This window comes from Burkholderia sp. LMG 13014 (genome assembly GCF_905232215.1).
Classification (GTDB): domain Bacteria; phylum Pseudomonadota; class Gammaproteobacteria; order Burkholderiales; family Burkholderiaceae; genus Burkholderia.
The window spans coordinates 1-4138 of the sequence record NZ_CAJNKE010000519.1 but is presented as its reverse complement, the minus strand read 5'-3'; the positions used below and the strand labels follow the sequence as shown (position 1 = coordinate 4138).

3 protein-coding genes and 1 pseudogene are annotated in these 4138 nt (G+C 67.1%); 1 reads left to right on the top strand and 3 read right to left on the bottom strand.

The features are described 5' to 3' along the window. Positions 1–193: 193 nt before the first annotated feature. Positions 194–493 (top strand): DUF4148 domain-containing protein, encoded by a 300-nt coding sequence (locus JYJ84_RS30040; RefSeq protein WP_122947209.1) that lies wholly within the window; start codon positions 194–196, stop codon positions 491–493. Positions 494–592: 99 nt separating this feature from the next. Here the strand turns inward: JYJ84_RS30040 and JYJ84_RS30035 are convergent, their stop codons facing one another. The 3 genes and pseudogenes from JYJ84_RS30035 to JYJ84_RS30025 form a co-directional block, all read right to left on the bottom strand. Beyond that, the gene (locus JYJ84_RS30035) at positions 593–2383 is read right to left on the bottom strand and encodes a GGDEF domain-containing protein (protein WP_175219697.1); all 1791 of its coding nucleotides are present in this window, start codon (positions 2381–2383) and stop codon (positions 593–595) included. After that, positions 2380–3510: an extracellular solute-binding protein gene (locus JYJ84_RS30030; RefSeq protein ID WP_175219699.1), complete on the bottom strand. Its 1131-nt coding sequence runs from the start codon at positions 3508–3510 to the stop codon at positions 2380–2382. Before JYJ84_RS30030 ends, JYJ84_RS30035 begins: the two co-directional genes overlap by 4 nt. Positions 3511–3713: 203 nt before the next feature. After that, positions 3714–4138: pseudogene (locus JYJ84_RS30025) on the bottom strand (aldehyde dehydrogenase (NADP(+))); the annotation flags it as partial.

Below are 4138 nucleotides of genomic sequence, written 5' to 3'. Positions count from 1 at the left end.
CGCCTCCCTCGCCCTTGCAAATCCGGCAACATCGAATAGGGACAGAAAGCGTTTGTCTCGAAATTATTGCCCCGGTTGCAACGATCTTTCACCGAAACTCACGTTTACCCTAGGCCACCCGGCGCCTACGATGTAATCAACCGCTTACGACATGGTGTCGAACGCGGAAAGCCAATAAACATCGGAGGTCATCATGAAATCGCTCGTTTCCGCAGTCGTTGCCGCTGTCGCCCTGTCCGCTTCGTTCGGCGCATTCGCCCAAAGCACCGTGACCCGCGCTCAAGTGCGCAACGAACTGGTCCAGCTCGAAAGCGCCGGCTACAAGCCGAGCCAGTCGAGCCCGTACTACCCGGCCGACATCCAGGCCGCACAAGCCCGCGTGCACGGCGCCGACAACAGCGGCTACGGTGCGCAACCGGCCGCGGCCGTCCAGGGCGGCGCACCGGCCGTCAAGGTGCAAAACCCGCACGACTCGATCTACTTCGGCCACTAAGCCTGCCGCTGCGCGCCTTCGCGCGCAGTCCGCACCGGCCACGAGCCCGTCCCGCGACGGGCTCGTGGCGTTTGCATCGCACGTATCTGCGGCCGGCCGTCACCGGCTGCCGCCCGACGCGACCCGGCCGGCCGCTTCGTCCGTTCCGCTGCCGGCGTCACTCCCGCTGCCGACGAGATCCTGATAGCGCACGAACGCGCTTTGCGCGGCCGCCTTCGCCGCATACATCGCCGCGTCGGCCTTGACGAGCAGTTCCTCGGCCGACGCGCCGTCGGCCGGAAACTCGCTGACGCCGATGCTCGCGCCGACGGCCACACGCCGGTCGCCGAACTCCAGTTCCTCGGCCATCACGAGCTGGATGCGCGACGCGACGTCGCCGATCACCGCCGGTGAACGCACGTCCGAAATCAGCACGATGAATTCGTCGCCGCCGAGCCGCGCGACCATGTCGCCGCCGCGCAGCACGAGACTCAGCCGCTTGGCGACCGCGACGAGCGCGCGGTCGCCCGCCGAGTGCCCGTGCTGGTCGTTGATCTGCTTGAAGCGGTCGAGATCGACGAACATCACGGCCAGCCCTTCGTGCATCGCGGCCGCGCGCCGGATCGCGGCGTCGAGATGCTCCATGAACAGCAGGCGGTTCGGCAGCGCGGTCAACGCATCGTGGCCGGCGAGGTGCGTGAGCTCCAGCTGCTTCGCGCGCAGCATCGCGACCTGCGTGCGGATCTCGACACGCATGCTGTCGAAACAGCGCGCGAGCACGCCGATCTCGTCGGCACGCCCGACCGGCAACTGCTCGGCGACCGGATCGTCGAACACGTGCGTCGCGGCGCGCGCGAGCGTCTGCAGCGGCCGCGTGATCGCACGCGCGAACAGGATCGCGAGAATCACCGCCATCAGGCTCGACACGAGCACCATCCGCACGATCCGTTCGCCGAGCATGCCGGCCGGCGCCAGCACGTCCGCCAGCGGGCGCCCCATCCCGAGCACGACGAAGCGGTTGCCCTCGTCATGCCCGAACGGCGTGCGCGCGAACGCGAACATCTGCCCCGGCGCCTCGGCCGGATCGGCAAGGCCATTGAGGGTAACGTTGACACGCGTACTGTCGAACAGCGCGCGCGTGGCGGCGAAGCGGTCCTGCATCAGCACACGCCGGCCGCGGTCGAAGCCGAACGTCTGCGACGGATCGGGATGCACGAGGAAATCGCCCCACTCGTTCGCGAGATACACCGCGTAGTCTTCCGGCAGATCGCGCTCGAGCCGGTCGAACACGCGCGACAGCTCGACGTCGACAACCAGCGCGCCCACCGTCTGGCCCGACGTGTCGACGACCGGCGTGCCCACGCGCAGGATCGGCAGCCCTTCGGCTGCGTGCGACCCCGTCTCGTGGTTGATCACGATCGGCGACAGGTAGATATGGCCGGGCGCCGTCGCGAGCGTATCGAATACGTAGGAAAACTGTCCTTTCTCCTGGAACACGCTGTCCGGCAGCACGACGATGCCGTGTGCGTCGCGATCGACACGGATGCGCTCGAGCCCGAAATCCCCACGCGCGATCAGCCGGATCTGCAGGTACTCCGGGTGGTTTCTCATGAAGCTGTAGAACACCTGCTCGAGCCGGGTGCGTGGCGCGCCATCCCGGCGATCGCCGCCCGAAACCAGCGCGCATGACGGCAACTGCGCGAGCACGAGCGCATCGTCCGCGACATCGGACAGCGCACTGGTGAAGCGCTGCCCGAGCAGTTGCGTCGACATCAGCAGGCTGTGCTGCGCCTCCTGCACGAGCATCGCGCGGTTCGCGCGATAGGCGTAATAGCCGGTCGCGCCGGACGCGATCACGCCGATGCACGCGAACAGCACCGACAGTTTCGACGTGAGCCCGAGCCGGATCATTTTTCGAATCGCTCCGGACGGTCGCCCGACACGATGCGGCTCCACAGCGATTCGCGCCGCGCGATGTCCTCGACGGGCTGGAGCCAGACGAGATGCTGGTGCCCGGTGTCGAGGCCCGGTGGCGGCGCAAGCGTGTTCGCGAGGCCCTGGCGTTCGGTCAGCAGCGCGCCGATCGCCGGTTCGAGCATGTAGTTGATCCATGCGAACGCGAGCTCGGGATGCAGCGCGCCGCGCGTGACGGCCCAGCAGTCGAGCCACGCGAGCGCGCCTTCGTCCGGGATCACGTAGCCGACGTCCGCGCCGGCGCGCCTGAGCAGCTCGACCTGCTGCGTGCCGTAGTTGCCGAACATCAGCGCCGCGCGATGCTGGACGAACAGCGCGGTCGCCTCTTCAGGAAGCGTGTAGTACGTCAGCAGGTTGCGGCGCAGGTCGATCAGCTTGTGCGCGACGGTGAGCGTCTGCGCGGGCGACAGGCGAAACGGATCGGGATAGCCGAGCGCCAGCGCCGTGAACGAAAAATTGTGCTGCGCACTGTTGAAGTCGAGCACCTTGCCGCGGTAGCGCGGATTCCACAATTCCCGCATCGAGTGCGGCGCGGCCGGCACCTGCGTGCGGTCGTAGATCAGGCCCATCGACGAATACGTGAACGGAATCGCGTACGTGGCGCCCTCTTCAACGAGCCCGTCGATCGTCGCGAGCTGCTGGAAGTTCGGCAACTGCCGCCGACGGTTCGGGATGCGCGACAGGTCGATCGGCGCGAGCAGACGTTCGTGCGCGTAGCGCTGGATCTCGGCCGTGTTCGCGGCCAGCACGTCGTAAGGCGGTGGCGCGGCGCTGTGCATCCGCGTCCATAGTGCTTCGTCGGAATCGACGAACGTCACTTCGACGCGTACGTGAAATTGCGCCTCGAACGCGCTGACGATGTCGCTGTCCGCATAGCCCGGCCATGCAAGCACGCGCAGCACGTTGTCGTTGACGGCTTCGGGAGGAGCGGCGAATGCCGCAAGCGCAGCGGCAACCAAGCCCGCCATCAAAATGATGAGCAGCCCGAACACGGCGACACGTACGCGCGTACGTGCGCCGATTCCCCTGATCAATAGGTCCCCGTGTGAATCGCCCGGCTGCATTCGACTTTCCTTTTTCGAGTCGATGCGATATCCCGCAACAAGACCATAAAACGTACGGTCGCGCAATTGGAAGAAGCCGTATACGGCGACGCCGGCGCCGCTTCACCGGCATCGCTGCGCGTGCATGAAAGGCCGTCGGGCAAGCGGCCAATCATCAGTCGAAAGTACGCCATCACCGCTTCGCCCGTTCGGGAACGGACCCGTCACGCCTGCGCGTCGCGATGCCCGTCGATGGTGCGCGGCACGCCCAGCGGATTCGCATCGCGCAGGGCATCGGGCAGCAGCGCGTCGGGCACGTCCTGATAGCAGACCGGGCGCAGGAAGCGGCCGATCGCGAGGCTGCCCACCGACGTCGAGCGTCCGTCCGACGTCGCCGGAAACGGACCGCCGTGCACCATCGCATGCCCGACCTCGACGCCCGTGCCGAAGCCGTTCACGAGAATGCGCCCCGCGCGCCGTTCGAGCAGCGGCATGAAGGCGCGCGCCGCAGCATGATCGCCGTCGTCGACATGCAGCGCCGTCGTGAGCTGTCCGTCGAGCCGCTCGACGAGCGCATGCATCGTGTCAAGATCCGGGCAGCGCACGACGAGCGAGGCGGGGCCGAACACTTCGTCGTGCAGCTCGGGCT